The sequence below is a fragment of the Pararhizobium sp. P1_E7 genome, assembly GCF_056405855.1.
In genome coordinates, this window is record NZ_JBFUBH010000014.1 from 39,774 (window position 1) to 56,097 (window position 16,324).

The window sequence follows — 16,324 nt, forward strand, 5'->3', positions numbered from 1 at the left end:
AGTTAACGAGTCTCAAGGCGTGGAGAGGCAATCTCGATGACAGTCGCAGGAACCGTGGGCTTGAGCGATTTCCTTGCCCAGTATCCGTTCATCGGCCGGCGTTCAGCGCACGAAATGCGTGCGGATGATCGCGGCGGCGTCCGTCCAGCTGTCGGCCTTGAGGATACCGTCGCCGGGCTCGGGCGCCAGCGCCCGAAATTGCGCGTTGGCCATCAGATTGATCAGCAGGCAGTCCGGCGCATGGGCCTGCGCCGATTGCAGATTGCGCAGGATATCGTCGATAAAGACCAGCGGCACGTCGCGGGCATCATGCAGGCGCTTGATGATCGGGCCTTTCGGTTCCTCGCTGGCAAGCATCGGATAGGGAAGGCCATGCCTGTTAAGCAGCGCCCTGCGTGCGCCGGTGTGGCGCGGTGGCATTGCGGTCAGGAATACGATGTCGGCATCAGCGGCGAGGTCGGCCAGGGTTTCGGCCACACGGTCGGCAGGCATCTGCCACAGGTCCTGCAGCGTGAAGAACTCCTCCAGCAGGGCGCTTGTCGCCTCATCGGCTTCCGGCTCGCCGCTGTCGAGCTTGACGACGTTGCCGTGCAGGCGGAAAGAGCGTGGCAAAAGATCGCGGCCGGACGCGCGCAGGAAATTGCGGAACGGCGTGAGGAATTCGAGCACGACCTCATCGATATCGCAGACGATCAGCGGCCGGCCGGTCAGGCGGATATGATTGAGGTCAAGGGCATCCGGCACGTTCAAAAATCCCCGGGATTGTCTGGTCCCGACAGCATGAGATGCGCCCGCACCACGTCTTCGGGCTGCGTGCCGGTCGCTTCGCAGAAGGCAAGCAGCGTCGGCTCATGGCCCATCAGGAAATCGACGACGCCGGCAAGGAAACCGGGGTCGGCCGCGGCGTGGCGCAGGGAGGATGGATCCGTGCCCGTCAGAGCCAGGAAACGTCCAAGCAGTTCAGGCTCGTTTGCAAGCCAGCCCAGGATGGCAATCGCTGTTTCTTCCGATGGGGTCACGCACATTCGTCCTTATCGCATTCGGGTAATTTCTTACCGGATATTACCTGTTTTTCAACCAAATCGCGTTAACTTCCGATTGTCCGGGACAGTGAGCAGAGTCGTGCCGCAACGTATAGCGATGCGAAGGGCATACAAGCCGGAAGCGCAAATCAAGGGATCGAAATGCCCAAACAGGTGATGATTGTCGAAGACAACGAGCTGAATATGAAGCTCTTTCGTGACCTGATCGAGGCGTCCGGGTACACGACCATTCAGACCAGAAATGGTATGGAAGCCCTTGATCTTGCACGTAAACATCGGCCAGACCTGATCCTGATGGACATCCAGCTTCCGGAGGTTTCCGGGCTTGAGGTGACGAAATGGCTGAAGGAAGACGACGAATTGCATGTCATCCCGGTCATCGCTGTCACGGCGTTTGCGATGAAGGGAGATGAAGAGCGCATCCGGCAGGGGGGCTGCGAGGCCTATGTTTCCAAACCCATCTCGGTGCCGAAATTTATTGAGACGATCAAGACTTATTTGGGCGACGCTTGATGAGGCGTCAGGGGGCTGGCAAGAATGCCCCTGAACGATACTCTTGCGCATGGAACGAATTTGAAAGTTAAACCGGCTTTCTGTTTCATGCGCTCATTGGCAGGAAAGATTGCATGACTGCACGTATCCTTGTCGTCGATGACATACCGGCCAACGTCAAGTTGCTCGAAGCACGCCTCGTGGCCGAGTATTTTGACGTACTGACGGCAGCCGACGGCTATGCGGCTTTGGCGATCTGCGAGAAACAGCCGGTCGATCTGATCCTGCTCGATGTCATGATGCCGGGCATCGACGGGTTCGAGGTGTGCGAGCGTGTAAAGTCGAACCCGCGCACCGCCCATATTCCCGTTGTCATGGTGACAGCCCTTGATCAGCCGTCGGATCGGGTGAGGGGGCTGAAAGCGGGCGCCGATGATTTTCTGACCAAGCCGGTCAACGACCTGCAGCTGATGTCGCGCGTCAAAAGCCTGGTTCGGCTGAAGAATGTCAGCGACGAACTGCGCCTTCGCGCCGAAACGGCTCATAATGTCGGCTTTCAGGATCTGGCCTCCGCCGACCGCCCGGACGAGTTCGGCAACGTTCTGCTTGTCGATRGCAGAGGCAGTTCGCAGGAGCGTATCATCCGGGCCCTGAAGCCGGTTGCCGAGGTGACGGCGATGTCGGATCCGCAGGCCGCCCTGTTTGAGGCCGCCGAAAACAGCTTCGATCTGGTCATCGTCAATTCGAACTTCGACGACTACGATCCGTTGCGGCTCTGCTCGCAGCTTCGCTCGCTTGAGCGCACACGGTATATTCCGCTTCTCATCATCGCCGAGCAGGGGCACGACGAACTGGTGGTTCGCGCGCTGGATCTGGGCGTCACCGACTATCTGATGCGGCCCGTCGATCCGAATGAACTCGTTGCCCGCAGCCTGACGCAGATCCGCCGCAAGCATTGCAATGACCGGCTGCGCGCCAGCGTCAAGCAGACGATCGAGCTGGCGGTGACCGACGGGCTGACCGGGCTGCACAATCGCCGCTATCTCGATAACCATCTGAAACTGCTGATCGAGCGCGCCCTTGCGCGCGGACGGCCTTTGTCCGTCTGCATCACCGATATCGATCGCTTCAAGAGCGTCAACGATACCTATGGCCATGATGCCGGAGACGAGGTTCTGCGTGACTTTGCCCATCGCGTCCGCTCCACGGTGCGGGGCGCCGACCTTGCCTGCAGGTTTGGCGGCGAGGAGTTTGTCGTCGTGATGCCGGACACATCCGCCGATGCGGCCGCAGCGATTGCCGAGCGCCTGCGCATCATTGTCGAAGGCAGGAGTTTCGCTCTGCCGAATTCCGACACGCCCCTGTCGATCACCGCGTCGCTTGGCATTGCCACGCTTAACCCGCAAGGCGATACGCCGGAGGCTCTGTTGAAGCGCGCGGATATGGCTCTCTACCAGGCCAAGAACAATGGCCGCAACCAGGTGGTCGCCGCCGCTGCCTGAGCAGAATCAGCCTGAGAGTTCAGCTTTTCGCGCAGTTTTCCACAAGAAAAACAAAACGCGCGCTATCCTGCGTCAGAAGTTAACCGAAAAATCTGCTTTCGAGGTCTGACTCGCGCTATTGGGGCAGGAAGGACTTGCCGCTCAGGGATGGAAGAGTGTCTCGCGCGCCAGAATGTTCTTCGCCTAAACTAATAAATTCAAATATTTAAAAATGGGTCGCCGTCCGGTGCGGCCCTCAGTATTGATATTTTGCAAATCTGTGAAACAATAGTATTACTTTACAAAAGGTTGCGTTCGAAGATCGGCTTACTGCGGAATCAGCGTTGGATGGTCTATTAGGTAATGGTAAAATTAACCATGACCGAGTGTTGCCATGTGCCGTGGTTAAGAATTCATTGATTTTTTTTTATTTTCGGTCAATTCTCAAAGGCAAGGGAGCAAAACAACTCCCACCAGTTACCCCATGATGCTAGGTCCGCCGCATCTCCTGGGTCGTGGGGTTTGCTGGCTGACTTGTAACCAATGCGGTTCCTCGTGCCGCGGTTCCGGTCAGCCGGCGCCCTTTAAAACGCCGTCCCCGCCTTGGGGGCGGCGTTTTTGTTTTTCGGTGCTGCATAATTCCCTAAATCGGAATCGTAAGGAAAAATTATTGAAGGGTTCCTGCCGGATCGAGCACAACAAAAAAGGCGCCAGGCTTTTCAGCCGGCGCCTTTCATTTGAAACGGAACCAGATCTTACTTGATCTTGGTTTCCTTGAATTCGACATGCTTGCGCACGACCGGGTCGTACTTGGTGAAGGACATCTTGTCCGTCTTCGTGCGGCTGTTCTTCGAGGTTACGTAGAAGAAACCCGTGTCGGCCGTCGACAGAAGCTTGATCTTGATTTTTGCAGCTTTCGCCATGGTCGTCCTGCCTTTATAAAAAACAAAGCCGCGGACTTCCAAGGGAAGGGTCCCGGCAAACTTGGCGCGAAACTACAAATCGCGCCCGAAAAGTCAAGTCCGTTTTGGATTGAAAACGATTCTCACCACGGAAAGTACCACATAAAGCCCGAAGAAACCGGCGATTGCCCAGGCAAAACCGTCATTCCCGGAAATATCCATGGCCGCGCCGATGGCTTGCGGGCCAGCCACCGTTCCGACGGCATAGGAGAAGATGAAGGCCGCATTGGCTGCCGCGAGGTCGGCGCCGATGAGACGGGAGCCAAGATGGCTCAGGCCGACCGTATAAAGGCCGGAAACGCTGCCGCCCCAAAAGAGAAGCACGATCGCCATCAGCCACCAATTGCCCTGCATCAAGGGCAGACACAGTGCCCCGATCAGGCCGACGACAGTCATCAGGGCCAAAAGATTGCGCCTGTCCTTCATGCGGTCCGACAGCATGCCCAGCGGAATCTGAAAAATCACATTGCCGATACCCATGACCGTCAAAAGCAGAGCTGCCTGCGATTCGGTGAAGCCGCTGCGGGTTCCGTAGATCGGAAAGAGCGACAGGCCGCCTGATTCGACGGCGCCGAAAATGAACACAGCGGCGGTGGCGGTCGGAACCAGGAACACGTAGCGCATGAAATGCAGCTCCGGTTTTTCGTCCAGCGCCGGGCTTTCGTAGCGGGCAAGGAAGATCGGAATGGCCGCCAGTAGGATGACGCCGGCGCCGAAGGCAAACGGCAGGATACCCTCGCTGCCGAGAATGGAGAACAGTAGCGGGCCGGCCGCAAAGCCGAGCGACAGAACCGTGCCGTAGATGCCGAGAACGAGCCCACGGCGGCTTGGCGGTGCCGTGGCGTTGATCCAGAACTCGGAGAGGACGAACAGCACGGTGATGGCGCCGTGAAAGACCACGCGGAGCGGAAACCACAGCAGGAAATTTTCGATGTAGTAGAAGCCGAGCGCGCTCATCGCGGCAAAGACGATGGCGAGCAGCATCGTATTGGCGACGCCGTAGCGGTGGGCGATCTTTGCCGTGACGGTCGCGGCCGCCATCGAGGCAAGGCCTGCCATTGCCGAGTTGAGGCCGATCATCGTCGAGGAAATGCCGCGCTTTTCCATGATGATGCTGAGCAGCGGCAGACCGAGACCGATGGCGATGCCGACGGCCGTGATGGCGGCAATGGCGGCAATCAGCGATGGCCAGTGTATCTCCTCAACCGGCGCAGGCGTGCCGGACGGCGGCTGTGACATGCAATGAAATTCCCTAAAGGAGGTCGCGGACAAAGCGCCCATGACGCGTGTAATAGAACGGTACCGGCCTCCCGAAGGGTAGAGATGCATCGGATTGAAGGCTTGCCCTCAAATCACCGAGGATGATCCCGGTAATGTCCGGCAGCCGCACCGCCGAAACATCGTTCACATCAATCCATCTCAAATCTTCGAGCTCCCGGCTGTCGCGGATATCGCCCGGATCGACGCCCGCCTCGTCCGTGAAAAGGGCGAAGAAATGGGTGTCGAACCGGCGCGGATGTCCCGGCGGCGTAATCGCCCGTGCCATATAGCGCAAGTTTGTCAGATCGGGAAGGAAAGGTAACGTCGTGCTTGCGCAGTCTTTGGTTCCGACTGCGATGCCTGCCTCTTCGTGCAGCTCACGGATGGCGGCAAGGGCGAGGGCGCGAAGACGGCCCTCGGAGGCGTATTTGTCGGCGGTTTTCAGGCGCTCCAGCACAGCCGGGTGGATGTCGCCGCTAAAGGAGAGCCTGTGGTCGTCCCTGTCCCGGCGCCCGCCCGGGAAGACATGCAGGTTCGGCATGAAGACATGCGCCTTGTTGCGCCGGCCGACAAGAACGCGCACGCAAGCCTGCGAGCGGTCGAGCAGCATGATCGACGCGGCATCGCGCGGCCGCGGCGAGCGGGGTTTGGCGATATGCGAGGGCGGGCCATTATCCAAGGGCGGATCATTGGCCGGCCCGTCACGAGTGGCCGTCACGCAGTCCGGTCCGTGACCGGCAGGACGTCTGCCGGTTCGTCGTCGTGACCACCGAAACCGTGCATCTTCAGGGCCCATTGCAGGCCGACGACACCGCCCTTGACAGGCTGCATCATCGCCAGCGAGCCGATAATGGTGATCGGCACCCAGATCGCCAGGTGCCCCCAATTCGACATCGGCAGGATCATTTCGGTTGCCATGAAGCCGCCAAGCACGATGTGGCCCATGATGGTGACGACGATGTAAGGCGGGAAGTCGTCGGCGCGATGCTGGTCGAGCTGCTCGCCGCAGGACGAGCAGGCATGCACGGTCTTCAGGAAACGGCCGAACAGCTTGCCGCTGCCGCAAGCCGGGCACTTGTTCAAAAGCCCGCGCTTGATCGATCGTCCAACCGGGCGATCGGTTTCGCGTGTCTGCTCGAAGCGGACTGTTTCCTGAGTGCTGCCAGTTGCCTGCATGTCCATATCCTCAATCTGCGGACGCGAGGCTTTGCCTTCACGTCCTCTATCGCTTGCCGCGCGGTGGTCGCGTTCCCGGCATCTTGCGAGCGCCGCTGCGATCCCGGCGGCCGGACTTGTGGAAGGAGCGGGTCGCCGTCGGCATCTTGCGTCCTTCGCTGATCATCTCGAAGCGGAGCGCACCGGCAAGCGGCACGGCTTCCACCAGTTTGACGCGGATCTGATCGCCAAGACGATAGCCAAGTCCGGTTTTTTCGCCGGAAAGGGCCTGATGGGCTTCGTCATAGATGAAGTAGTCGCGTCCGAGTGTAGATATAGGCACGAAGCCGTCGGCGCCATAGGCCGGGAGAGTGACAAATAGTCCCGCCTTGGTCACACCTGATATGCGTCCGTCGAATTCCTCGTTGACCCGGCCGCTGAGATGATGGGCAATCAGCCGGTCGACGGTATCACGCTCGGCGGCCATGGCCCGGCGTTCGAAGGTGGAAATCTCGGCGGCGATATCGTTGAGCGCTGCCTCTTCGGCAGGCGTGATTCCGCCTTCGCCAAGCCCCAGCGTGCCGACCAGTGCACGATGCACGATCAGGTCGGCGTAGCGGCGGATCGGTGAGGTGAAATGCGCATATTTCATCAGGTTGAGGCCGAAATGACCGATATTTTCCGGGCTGTAGATCGCCTGGCTCTGCGAGCGCAGCACCATCTCGTTGACCATGGTCTCATACGGCTGATCCACGGCCTTCGACAGGATGCCGTTGAAATGGTTGGAGCGCAGGTTGCCGCCCTTGACCAGCGAAAGATCGAGCGTCGCCAGAAATTCGCGCAGGGTCTCCTGCTTGGCGAGCGACGGCGCATCATGGACGCGATAGACCAGCGGCTGGCGCTTGATCTCCAGTGTCTCGGCAGCCGCCACGTTCGCCTGGATCATCATCTCCTCGATCAGCTTGTGGGCATCGAGGCGGTCGGGCACGAAAACGCGATCGACGGTACCGTCGGCCTTGAGGATGATCTTGCGCTCGGGCATGTTGAGCTCAAGCGGCTGACGCCGTTCGCGTCCGCGGGTCAGGATCGCATAGGCGTTCCACAGTGGCTTCAGGATCGGCTCGAGCAGCGGCCCGGTCTGATCGTCCGGGCTGCCGTCGATCGCCGCCTGTGCCTGATTGTAGGAGAGCTTGGCGGCGCTCTTCATCATGATGCGATGGAAAGTATGTCCCGCCTTGCGGCCTTCCTTCGAAAACCGCATGCGCACGGCCAGAGCCGGCCGGTCGACGCCCTGTTTCAGTGAGCAGAGTTCGTTGGAAATCCGCTCCGGCAGCATCGGCACGACCCGGTCGGGGAAATAGACCGAATTGCCGCGCTTGGCCGCTTCCTGGTCGAGCGCCGATTTCGGCCGTACATACCAGGAGACGTCGGCGATCGCGACCGTGACGATGACGCCGCCCTCGTTGTCGGGCGAGGGGTCGGGTTCGGCATGAACGGCGTCGTCATGGTCCTTGGCATCGGCAGGATCGATGGTGATCAACGGCAGCGAACGCCAGTCCTCGCGGTGCGACATGGTGGCGGGGCCCGCAGCGTCCGCTTCCTTGATGACGCTGTCGGGAAAGATATAGGGAATGCCATGGGCGTGGATGGCGATCATGGAGATCGCCTTTTCCGTCGCAACCGAGCCGATGACGGACTTTACCGCGGCGCGCGGCAGACCGAAGCGGCCGGAGCGGACGATTTCGACCTCGACGAGATCGCCGTCCTTGGCCGGTCCCTGATGCTCCGCATCGACCTGCATTTCCTCGCCGCGCTTCTCGATCGGCATGATGCGTCCACCGCCATCCGGCATTGCGCGAAAGACGCCGAGGGCTGCGTTGTTGTTGCGCTTGCGGTCGAGCACCTTGATGATACGGGCCGTATAGCCCGGGCCGCCGCGATCCTTGGCCGGGAAGATCTTGGCCAGCACCCGGTCGCCAATGCCGCCGACGGGCATCTTGCCCTTGGACTGGCCAACACTCGACTGGCGGATCGATACGGCCGGTGCAACGCCTGCATCCTCCGGCCATTCGGCCGGCCTGCCGATCAGTTCGCCATCCTTGTCGCGGGTGGTAATGTCGAGAACGGTGACGGGGGGAAGGGCGCCCGGGCGCACCAGCGCGTTGCGCTTCTTTTCCAGAAGCCCGTCCTGCTCCATCTCGCGCAACAAGGCCTTCAGCTCGATGCGCGTTTCGCCCTTCAGACCAAAAGCCTTGTAGATTTCGCGTTTCGACGCCTTTTCCGGGTTTTCCGAGATAAAGCGCATCAGCACGTCGCGTGGCGGCACGGCGCCGTGAATGATCACCGTGTCGTCTGCTGGCATGAAGGCCTTCTTGCCCCCGCGTCCGATCCGGACTGCGGGTTTACCGGGCCGTTCGGGTCGATCGCGTGGAGTTCTGGTCACGTTGTTCAGGCCTTCTTGGCTTTTGCCGCTGGCGCGGCGGCAGTCTTGGGCTTGGCGGCTGCCTTGGGCTTGGCCGCGGCCTTCGGTTTTGCAGCAGCTTTCGGCTTTGCCGATTTCGCTTCTGTTGCACCGGTCTTCGGCGCGGCCTTCGGCTTGGCGGCCTTGCCTCCCTTGCCCGTGGCCTTGGCGGGCTTGATGCCGCCCTTGGCAATGCGCTCGGCGATCAGCAGGAGGGCGTCCTCAAGCATCACCGATGCCGGATCCTTGCCCTTCGGCAGGGTGGCGTTGACCTTGCCCCAGTTGACGTAAGGACCGTATTTTCCGTCCTTGACCGTAATCGGCCCGCCATCCGGGTGGTCGCCGACTTCCTTCAAAGGAGCGGCCGACGCACCGCGTCCGCCGGGACCCTTCGCCTGCTTGTCGGCGAGAACGGTGACCGCGCGGTTCAGCCCGATGGAGAATACGTCCTCGATGCTTTCGACATTAGCATATTTCCCGTCATGCAGGATGAACGGTCCATAGCGGCCAAGGCCCGACGAGATCATCTTGCCGGATTCCGGATGCGCGCCGATATCGCGCGGCAGCGACAGGAGCGCCAGCGCCTTTTCATGGTCGATGCTGGCCGGGGTCCAACCCTTGGGCAGGCTGGAGCGCTTGGCTTCCTTGCCGTCGCCGCGCTGGACATAGGGGCCAAAACGGCCGGAACGCAGGGTGATTTCCTCGCCCGTATGCGGATCCTTGCCGAGTGCCAGCGGCTCGTTGGACACGGAGGCCTCGTCGCCACCATTGCTGTCAGACGAGAGCTGGCGGGTGAAGTTGCATTCCGGATAGTTCGAGCAGCCGACGAAGGCGCCGTATTTTCCAAGCTTCAGCGACAGCTTGCCGTTGCCGCAGACCTGGCAGATGCGCGGATCGCTGCCATCTTCGCGCTTGGGGAAGACCAGCGGCGCCAGTTCCTCGTTCAAGGCGTCGAGAACATTGGTGACGCGCAGTTCCTTTGTCTCTTCTATCTGCGCAAAGAAATCCTTCCAGAAGTCGCGAAGAACGTCCTTCCAGTCCAGCTCACCGGCTGAAATCCGGTCGAGCTTTTCTTCAAGCGAAGCGGTGAAATCATATTCGACGTAGCGTGCAAAAAAGCTCTCGAGGAAAGCCGTTACCAGCCGGCCCTTGGCCGCGGGGATAAGTTTGCGCTTGTCGTTGGTGATGTATTCCCGGTCGAGCAGCGTCGTCACTGTCGCTGCATAGGTGGAAGGGCGGCCGATGCCGAGCTCTTCCATCTTCTTGATCAGCGAGGCTTCCGAATAGCGCGGCGGCGGCTCGGTGAAATGCTGGGTCGAATTGATCTTCTGCTTGGCGAGGTTTTCGCGGGCGTTGATCTCGGGCAGGCGGCCATCCTCGTCGCCGTCGTCGCTCTGCTCGCCATCTTCCTTGGCATCCGTGTAGGCCGCAATGAACCCGTCAAAGCGGATGACGGAGCCGACCGCCCGAAGGCCGGCCTTCTGGCCGTTGTTGTCGGCGGTAATCTCGGCCGTGGTCCGTTCGATTTCGGCAGACGCCATCTGGCTGGCGATGCCGCGTTTCCAGATCAGGTCATAGAGACGCAGCTGGTCTGCGTCGAGGAAACGCTTCACCTGATCGGGCGTGCGGGTGAAGTCGGTCGGGCGGATCGCCTCGTGCGCTTCCTGGGCGTTCTTCGCCTTGGTTGAATAGACGCGGGCCTTTTCCGGCACGTAGCGGTTGCCGAACTGGTCGCCGATCGCACTGCGGGCCGCATCGATCGCTTCTGCCGCCATCTGGACGCCGTCAGTACGCATATAGGTGATCAGACCGACGGTCTCGCCGCCGAGATCGACGCCTTCATACAATTTCTGGGCAACCTGCATGGTCCGCGAGGCGRAAAAGCCGAGCTTGGAGGAAGCGGCCTGCTGCAGCGTCGACGTGGTGAAGGGCGGCGACGGGTTGCGCTTGACCGGTTTCGCCTCGATGCTCTCGACCGTGTAGGCGGCGCCTTCCAGCAAGGCTTTCAGCTTGCCGGCGTCTTCGCCGTTGGTCACGCCGCGCGGCGGCAAACGGTTGCCGTGGGCCGATACCAGGCGTGCCTCGAATTCATCGCCGCGCGGCGTCTTCAGGAGCGCCGAGAGGTTCCAGTATTCCTCGGAGATGAAGCGTTCGATTTCCGCTTCGCGGTCGCAAACGAGGCGAAGCGTCACAGACTGCACGCGGCCAGCCGAGCGGGCACCCGGCAGCTTGCGCCACAACACCGGCGACAGATTGAAGCCGACGAGATAGTCGAGAGCCCGGCGTGCGAGATAAGCATCCACCAGCGGCACATCGATGTCGCGCGGATTGGCCATCGCGTCGAGCACGGCCTTCTTGGTGATGGCGTTGAAGACGACGCGCTTAACGGGCTTGTCGCCGATCAGCTTCTTCTTCCTCAAGAGATCGAGCACGTGCCACGAAATCGCTTCCCCCTCGCGATCCGGGTCAGTTGCGAGTATGAGCCCGTCGGACGACTTCAATGCGTCGCCGATATCCTTCATGCGCTTGGCGGAGGCAGTGTCCACTTCCCAGAGCATGGCGAAGTCGTCATCCGGAAGCACCGAGCCATCCTTGGCCGGCAAATCGCGGACGTGACCGAAGGAGGCGAGAACCTTGTACCCGGGTCCAAGATACTTGTTGATGGTCTTCGCCTTTGAAGGCGATTCCACGACGACGACATTCATGGTCATATTCTCAAAGCAACCGTTCAAAGCTGTGCCAGGCCGGAGAGAGGCGGCACAATGGGAAATATCGATGCCCCGACATGGACAGGGATTCGTCTGCGGTCAAGTGCTGCGCCAAAAATAAGCCCTTGCAATGCGATGCAACCTATAGGCGATTACGTGCGTATTGCAATTACAGATAAATGGGTTATCGTCTTTTAAGTGTAGTCCGATTTCGCAGAACGACGACGCGAGACGATACTTTCGAGCTCTTGCGTCCTCGTTGCGACCGAGACGGCCGCGCGGGGGTGTATGGGTTTCCGCTCGACTATCATGTGCCCGGCTACGGACGGAATTTGAAAGCACCACGGGGAAAACCGATGATTCCGAATTCAACCGCGGCCGGCAGCAAAGAGGCCCGCGAGAAGGTCGCCTACATCAAAGAGATGCTCGCAGAACTTCGCGGCGTCGCCGCCCATGAGGGGGCTGATATGCTGCGCTACCTGATCGAAATGGCTTTTGTCGAAGCGGGTGACATCCTGTCCGGCAAAAGGCAGCTTTCATTCTCCGATGCTGAGGGAAACAAGACCGCCCGGATGCCGGTGAAGCCTTCCGGCAAGATCCAGTTCTAGAAGCACCAGATAGACGGCCGAGGCCGAAAGGCCGGTATGGCGGATGATGTCGTCGATTTCGACGGGCGTCGGACCGAGTGCATCGGTGATCCGCCCGCGGTCATTCTCATTCGGCGGCGGCGCCATCGGTCCGGTATCATGTTCACCGGGTTCTTCCGCTTGCTGTGGTGTGAAGAGATCAATGCGGCTGAGCGGCGCCAGCGCCTGGAGGATATCCTGCGCTTCCGTCGTGACGATCGCGCCGTCCTTCAAAAGCCCGTTGGTGCCGTGACAGCGCGGATCGAGCGGTGAGCCGGGCACGGCAAAGACCAGCCGGCCGAAATCGGCGGCATAACGCGCCGTAATCAACGAGCCGGAACGCGAGGCGGCTTCAACGACGGCAACGCCGAGGCTGACACCGGCAATCAGCCGGTTGCGGCGCGGGAAGTCGCGGGCGCGGGGCTCCCAGCCGAACGGCATTTCGCTGATCGCCAGGCCATTACCATCGGTGATCTCTTCCAGCAGACTGATGTTTTCGGGCGGATAGGGCCGATCCAAACCGCCGGCGAGGGCTGCGATCGTTCCGGTCTCCAGGCTGGCGCGGTGCGCTGCCGTGTCGATGCCGCGCGCAAGCCCCGATACAATGGAGTATCCGGCACGTCCGGCATCACGCGCGATCATGGCTGCGAATTTCGTGCCGCTGATGGACGCATTGCGCGAGCCGACGATACCGAGCGAAGGAACGGTGCCGGCGGCCGGATTGCCTTTCACGGCAAGCAGCGGCGGGGCGCCATCGATCTGGCGCAGGGCGGGGGGATAATCGGGTTCGCCGATGCCGATGAAGCGGGCGCCGAACCGGTGAGCGGCGGCCAGTTCCTTCTCTGCCTCGGCCGTCGAGGCGACACGGATGGCGCGGGTGGAGCCGCCGCGCCGGGACAGTTCCGGAAGCATTTCAAGGGCGGTTTCGGCCGAGCCGAAATGATTGATGAGGTCGCGAAAGGTGGCGGGGCCGACATTGTCGCTGCGGATCAGCCTCAGCCAGGCAATCCTTTGTCGTTCCGAAAGCGCAATCCCGTTTCGTCCTGCGCTGCCGTTCGACATTCCGCCTTATCCTTTTTCCCCGATCCGGCTTTCCGTGCCGGCCAAAAGCCGCCGGATGTTCTCGCGGTGCTTGATCCAGGTGATGATGCTCATCACCACGAAGAGCAGGCCGATCTTTCCGTATCCGGCCGCCAACAATACAACCGGAACAATCAGCGTTGCAACCAGTGCTGAAAGCGAGGAGTAACGGGTAAGCTTGGCCATCGCCAGCCAGATCGCCGCGAACAGGAGGACCATGACCGGCGCCAGGCCGAGCAATACGCCGATATAGGTGGCGATGCCCTTGCCGCCCTTGAAGCCGAGCCAGACGGGATAGAGGTGACCGAGGAACGCGGCGAAACCGGCGGCGATGCCGGCCTCGATCCCCCAACGTGAGGCAATTGCCGCTGCGGCAGTTCCCTTCAGGGCATCGAGCAGCAATGTCGCCGCCGCCAGTTTCTTGTTGCCGGTGCGCAGCACATTGGTCGCCCCGATATTGCCGGAACCGATCTTGCGGACGTCGCCAAGCCCGGCCATCCGAGTGAGGATCAGGCCGAAGGGGATGGAGCCGAGCAGATAGCCGAAAATCGCAGCACCGGCCGTCAACGCCAGCCCGAGTTGCCAGACAAAAAGTTCCAACGGTTCCCCTCCCGAAGTCCGTGCCGCCTAGATGGCGTGGACCAGTTTTCCCGCAACATAGGTTTGAACGGCCCGGCCGGTAAAGCGGGCATTTTCGAACGGCGTGTTTTTCGAACGGGACACGATCGCCTCTTTTGCGAAAAGCCAGGGCTCGTCGAGATCGATCAGCGTGATGTCGGCCTTGGCGCCGGGTTTCAGCGTGCCGGCATCGAGCCCGAAAATCTGCGCTGGCCGGGTCGACATGGCATCGATCAGCCGCATCAAGGGCACGCTGCCGCTGTGATAGAGGCGCAAGGCGGCCGCAAGCATTGTCTCCAGCCCGATCGCGCCATCGGCGGCATCGGCAAACGGCAGCCGCTTGGTATCGACGTCCTGAGGATCATGCGACGAGACGATGATGTCGATCGTACCGTCGGCCAACGCCTGGACCATCGCGACGCGATCGTCTTCACCACGCAGCGGCGGCGAGAGCTTGAAGAAGGTCCGGTATTCGCCGATATCGTTTTCGTTCAAGGTCAGATGGTTGATCGAGATGCCGCAGGTGACATTGGCGCCGCGCTTGCGGGCAGTGGCGATGGCCTCGGCCGATTCCGGCAGCGAGATTTTCGCCGCGTGATAGGCCCCCTTCGTCAGTCCGGCGATGCGCAGGTCGCGCTCCAGCGGAATGATTTCGGCTTCTCTGGGGACGCCGGAGAGACCGAGCCAGCTGGCCAGCAGCCCTTCGTTCATGACGCCGCCGGCACCGAGATATTTGTCGCGGGTCTCGAGCGAGACGACCGCGCCGAATTCGCGGGCATAGGTCATGGCGCGGCGCAACACGAGCGTATCGTGCACCGGGCGGCGGCCATTGGTGAAGCAGACGGCACCGGCTTCGCGCAAAAGGCCGAACTCGGTCATCTCTTCGCCGTCGAGATGTTTGGTGAGTGCCGCCGCCGGGTAGACATTGACCAGCGCCTTGTCGCGCGCCGTCTTCTGGACGAACTGCACCAGTGCGATATCGTCGATCACCGGATCGGTATCCGGCATGGTGATGATTGAGGTAACGCCACCGGCCGCCGCAGCCCGCGATGCGGATTCGATGGTTTCGCGATATTCGCCACCGGGCTCGCCGACAAAGACGCGGGCATCGACGAGGCCGGGCACGGCGATCAGGCCATTGCAGTCCTTGATTTCGGCGCCTTCAGGGATGCCCTTTTTGTCAGCCGATTTTCCGGCCGCGACGATCACACCGTTTTCGACGATGATCGCGCCGGTTTCATCAAGGTTGCGCGAGGGGTCGATGATGCGCAGGTTGTTCAGGACGACGGAATTGCTCATGTGCGCGGCCCCTGGTTTTGCGAAAGAAGAAGCGTTTCCATCACCGCCATGCGCACCGCAACCCCCATTTCGACCTGTTGCTCGATGACGCTCTGCGGTCCATCGGCAATCTCCGAGGCGATCTCGACGCCGCGGTTCATCGGGCCGGGATGCATGACGAGCGCGTCTTCCTTGGCGGCTTTCAGCTTTTCGGCGTCGAGGCCGTAGTAGCGGAAATATTCGCGCACCGACGGCACGAAGGAGCCGGCCATGCGCTCGCGTTGCAGGCGCAGCATCATCACCACGTCCGCATCCTTCAGACCTTCTTCCATCGAGTGATAGACCTCGGCGCCCATCTCGGCGATGCCGGAAGGCAGCAGGGTTGCCGGAGCGACCACACGCACGCGGGCGCCCATCTGGTTGAGGAGAAGAATGTTGGAACGCGCAACGCGCGAATGCAAAACGTCGCCGCAGATGGCGACGATGATACGGGACAGCTTGCCCTTGGCGCGGCGAATGGTCAGCGCATCGAGCAGCGCCTGTGTCGGATGTTCGTGCTGGCCGTCGCCGGCATTGACGACGGAGCAGGAGACTTTTTGAGCGAGCAGGGCTGCCGCACCGGCAGACGAATGGCGCACGACCAGCACATCGGGATGCATCGCGTTCAGCGTCATCGCCGTATCGATCAGCGTTTCGCCCTTTTTCACCGAGGAATTGCTGACCGACATGTTCATCACGTCGGCGCCAAGCCGTTTGCCGGCGAGTTCGAAGGAGGATTGCGTCCGGGTCGAGGCTTCGAAGAACAGGTTGATCTGCGTCAGGCCGCGCAGCGTCGTGGTCTTCTTTTCTCTCTGGCGGGAAATCTTGACGGCTTCGTCGGCCCGGTCGAGCAGGAGCGTGATGTCCTGTTCGTTCAGGCCCTTGATGCCGAGCAGGTGGCGATGCGGAAAGAAATCCATGGGGAGCCGCCTCATTTTTGTGAAGTTGCGTGGGTCTATAATGACTGTATGAGCAACCGGCAAGGCAAAGGCTGCGCAAACCCGGCCCATGCCCATGCTTTTGTGGCCCCACGCTTTTGTGGCCATTCCGCACCGTGCGCAAATTGTTGCGGGAAGCGGCATTTATCCCGTCCGGCTGCTGTTCCTAAGCATAGGGACTTG

General features: G+C 60.9%; 15 protein-coding genes. 3 read left to right on the top strand and 12 right to left on the bottom strand.

The genetic code is table 11. The features are described 5' to 3' along the window. Nucleotides 1-102: 102 nt before the first annotated feature. Both AC1D17_RS15560 and AC1D17_RS15565 read right to left on the bottom strand, forming a co-directional pair. Nucleotides 103-744: a hypothetical protein gene (locus tag AC1D17_RS15560; RefSeq protein ID WP_477566285.1), complete on the bottom strand. Its 642-nt coding sequence runs from the start codon at nucleotides 742-744 to the stop codon at nucleotides 103-105. Nucleotides 745-746: 2 nt separating this feature from the next. Beyond that, the gene (locus AC1D17_RS15565) at nucleotides 747-1,019 is read right to left on the bottom strand and encodes a DUF3572 domain-containing protein (protein WP_477566286.1); all 273 of its coding nucleotides are present in this window, start codon (nucleotides 1,017-1,019) and stop codon (nucleotides 747-749) included. Nucleotides 1,020-1,184: 165 nt separating this feature from the next. Between AC1D17_RS15565 and AC1D17_RS15570 the strand changes: the two genes are divergently transcribed. After that, nucleotides 1,185-1,556: a response regulator gene (locus AC1D17_RS15570; protein ID WP_003547430.1), complete on the top strand. Its 372-nt coding sequence runs from the start codon at nucleotides 1,185-1,187 to the stop codon at nucleotides 1,554-1,556. A 113-nt stretch (nucleotides 1,557-1,669) separates the two neighbouring features. Continuing rightward, the gene (locus AC1D17_RS15575; RefSeq protein ID WP_477566287.1) at nucleotides 1,670-3,037 is read left to right on the top strand and encodes a PleD family two-component system response regulator; all 1,368 of its coding nucleotides are present in this window, start codon (nucleotides 1,670-1,672) and stop codon (nucleotides 3,035-3,037) included. Between the two features lie 734 nt (nucleotides 3,038-3,771). Here AC1D17_RS15575 and rpmG read toward each other — a convergent pair. The 6 genes from rpmG to topA all read right to left on the bottom strand — a co-directional run bounded on the left by rpmG (nucleotide 3,772) and on the right by topA (nucleotide 11,559). Then, nucleotides 3,772-3,939 (bottom strand): 50S ribosomal protein L33, encoded by a 168-nt coding sequence (gene rpmG / locus AC1D17_RS15580; protein ID WP_018325943.1) that lies wholly within the window; start codon nucleotides 3,937-3,939, stop codon nucleotides 3,772-3,774. 93 nt (nucleotides 3,940-4,032) lie between these two features. Beyond that, on the bottom strand, nucleotides 4,033-5,217 hold the full coding sequence (locus tag AC1D17_RS15585; protein WP_477566288.1) for an MFS transporter: 1,185 nt from the start codon (nucleotides 5,215-5,217) through the stop codon (nucleotides 4,033-4,035). 13 nt (nucleotides 5,218-5,230) lie between these two features. Further along, a complete protein-coding gene (locus tag AC1D17_RS15590) occupies nucleotides 5,231-5,848 on the bottom strand; it encodes an NUDIX hydrolase (RefSeq protein WP_477566331.1) in 618 nt (205 codons plus the stop codon). Between the two features lie 104 nt (nucleotides 5,849-5,952). Continuing rightward, nucleotides 5,953-6,414, bottom strand: coding sequence for a DUF983 domain-containing protein (locus tag AC1D17_RS15595; RefSeq protein WP_264219174.1), 462 nt, complete (start codon nucleotides 6,412-6,414; stop codon nucleotides 5,953-5,955). Nucleotides 6,415-6,460: 46 nt separating this feature from the next. Next, a complete protein-coding gene (gene rnr / locus AC1D17_RS15600) occupies nucleotides 6,461-8,836 on the bottom strand; it encodes a ribonuclease R (RefSeq protein WP_477566289.1) in 2,376 nt (791 codons plus the stop codon). A gap of 5 nt (nucleotides 8,837-8,841) precedes the next feature. Then, complete coding sequence (gene topA / locus AC1D17_RS15605) at nucleotides 8,842-11,559, bottom strand: type I DNA topoisomerase (RefSeq protein WP_477566290.1); 2,718 nt, start codon at nucleotides 11,557-11,559, stop codon at nucleotides 8,842-8,844. Nucleotides 11,560-11,741: 182 nt separating this feature from the next. Between topA and AC1D17_RS15610 the strand changes: the two genes are divergently transcribed. Beyond that, nucleotides 11,742-12,170, top strand: a complete 429-nt coding sequence (locus AC1D17_RS15610) for a hypothetical protein (protein WP_477566291.1) — start codon at nucleotides 11,742-11,744, stop codon at nucleotides 12,168-12,170. On the opposite strand, the gene dprA is transcribed toward AC1D17_RS15610, so the two are convergent. The 4 genes from dprA to AC1D17_RS15630 are packed head-to-tail and all read right to left on the bottom strand — an operon-like array spanning nucleotide 12,099 to nucleotide 16,123. After that, the gene (gene dprA, locus AC1D17_RS15615) at nucleotides 12,099-13,250 is read right to left on the bottom strand and encodes a DNA-processing protein DprA (protein ID WP_477566292.1); all 1,152 of its coding nucleotides are present in this window, start codon (nucleotides 13,248-13,250) and stop codon (nucleotides 12,099-12,101) included. The two genes, AC1D17_RS15610 and dprA, sit on opposite strands and share 72 nt — an antisense overlap. Before the next feature lie 6 nt (nucleotides 13,251-13,256). Next, on the bottom strand, nucleotides 13,257-13,868 hold the full coding sequence (plsY, locus tag AC1D17_RS15620) for a glycerol-3-phosphate 1-O-acyltransferase PlsY (RefSeq protein ID WP_477566293.1): 612 nt from the start codon (nucleotides 13,866-13,868) through the stop codon (nucleotides 13,257-13,259). Between the two features lie 27 nt (nucleotides 13,869-13,895). Then, nucleotides 13,896-15,185 carry a dihydroorotase gene (locus tag AC1D17_RS15625; RefSeq protein ID WP_477566294.1) on the bottom strand — a complete coding sequence of 430 codons (1,290 nt, stop codon included), beginning with the start codon at nucleotides 15,183-15,185 and terminating at the stop codon, nucleotides 13,896-13,898. Beyond that, nucleotides 15,182-16,123, bottom strand: coding sequence for an aspartate carbamoyltransferase catalytic subunit (locus AC1D17_RS15630; protein ID WP_477566295.1), 942 nt, complete (start codon nucleotides 16,121-16,123; stop codon nucleotides 15,182-15,184). Before AC1D17_RS15630 ends, AC1D17_RS15625 begins: the two co-directional genes overlap by 4 nt. Nucleotides 16,124-16,324: the final 201 nt, after the last annotated feature.

Bases quoted from the DNA above. Each gene is read 5' to 3' on its own strand.
- AC1D17_RS15595 (WP_264219174.1), bottom strand. From the start codon at position 6,414: ATGCAGGCAACTGGCAGCACTCAGGAAACAGTCCGCTTCGAGCAGACA.
- rpmG (WP_018325943.1), bottom strand. From the start codon at position 3,939: ATGGCGAAAGCTGCAAAAATCAAGATCAAGCTTCTGTCGACGGCCGAC.
- AC1D17_RS15630 (WP_477566295.1), bottom strand. From the start codon at position 16,123: ATGGATTTCTTTCCGCATCGCCACCTGCTCGGCATCAAGGGCCTGAAC.
- AC1D17_RS15610 (WP_477566291.1), top strand. From the start codon at position 11,742: ATGGGTTATCGTCTTTTAAGTGTAGTCCGATTTCGCAGAACGACGACG.
- AC1D17_RS15625 (WP_477566294.1), bottom strand. From the start codon at position 15,185: ATGAGCAATTCCGTCGTCCTGAACAACCTGCGCATCATCGACCCCTCG.
- AC1D17_RS15570 (WP_003547430.1), top strand. From the start codon at position 1,185: ATGCCCAAACAGGTGATGATTGTCGAAGACAACGAGCTGAATATGAAG.
- AC1D17_RS15590 (WP_477566331.1), bottom strand. From the start codon at position 5,848: ATGCTGCTCGACCGCTCGCAGGCTTGCGTGCGCGTTCTTGTCGGCCGG.
- AC1D17_RS15585 (WP_477566288.1), bottom strand. From the start codon at position 5,217: ATGTCACAGCCGCCGTCCGGCACGCCTGCGCCGGTTGAGGAGATACAC.
- dprA (WP_477566292.1), bottom strand. From the start codon at position 13,250: ATGTCGAACGGCAGCGCAGGACGAAACGGGATTGCGCTTTCGGAACGA.